The following is a 534-nucleotide window of genomic DNA, read 5'->3' as shown; positions in this document are numbered from 1 at the left end:
CACCAAGCCTACCCGCAGCAGCGGCGCAGCTTTGAGATCAAACGGACGAACAAAGCTCCGTACCCGCTGTTGCGCTTCTATGTTGACTCTTGTGTACGTATCTGTAGTTGTGTCCTGATCTGTGTCCACAGTCGCACCCGCTGCTTGTACCTTCGTATATTCCACCTCGAACGGCACAGCGTCCTCAATCCATTGCATCGGCTCGCTGTCGATCAGCTCAAAGCGGGTACGCAAGGTCGCATGGCGGGCGATCAGTTGACGGAATACGTTCTCTACTCGTTTCACATCCAGCGGACCGCTCACTTGCAGCACCGACGGCATGTTGTAATTCACATCATTCGGGTCGAACTGATGCAGCACATACAGTCGTTTTTGTGCCGAGGACAGTGGGTAGAAACTACGCTCCCCCGTCACCGGAATGGACGCATACGCCACCTGATCCAGACCTTCCAGAACGGCTGCCAGCTGCTCAATCGTTGGCGCTTCAAAAATGCTGCGCAGTGGAAGTGGCTTGTTCAGCTCTTGGTGAATCTT

General features: G+C 54.5%; 1 protein-coding gene. It reads right to left on the bottom strand.

Annotated features, from left to right (window positions below; genetic code table 11):
- Positions 1-534: condensation domain-containing protein (locus tag MMB75_RS26300; RefSeq protein ID WP_277511635.1), on the bottom strand; the 534-nt coding region annotated here is incomplete at both ends.

The sequence above is a fragment of the Paenibacillus sp. P2(2022) genome (assembly GCF_029522175.1).
Classification (GTDB): domain Bacteria; phylum Bacillota; class Bacilli; order Paenibacillales; family Paenibacillaceae; genus Paenibacillus; species Paenibacillus polymyxa.
Note: the sequence above shows the minus strand (reverse complement) of the source record. Positions and strands in the feature narration are given on the sequence as shown.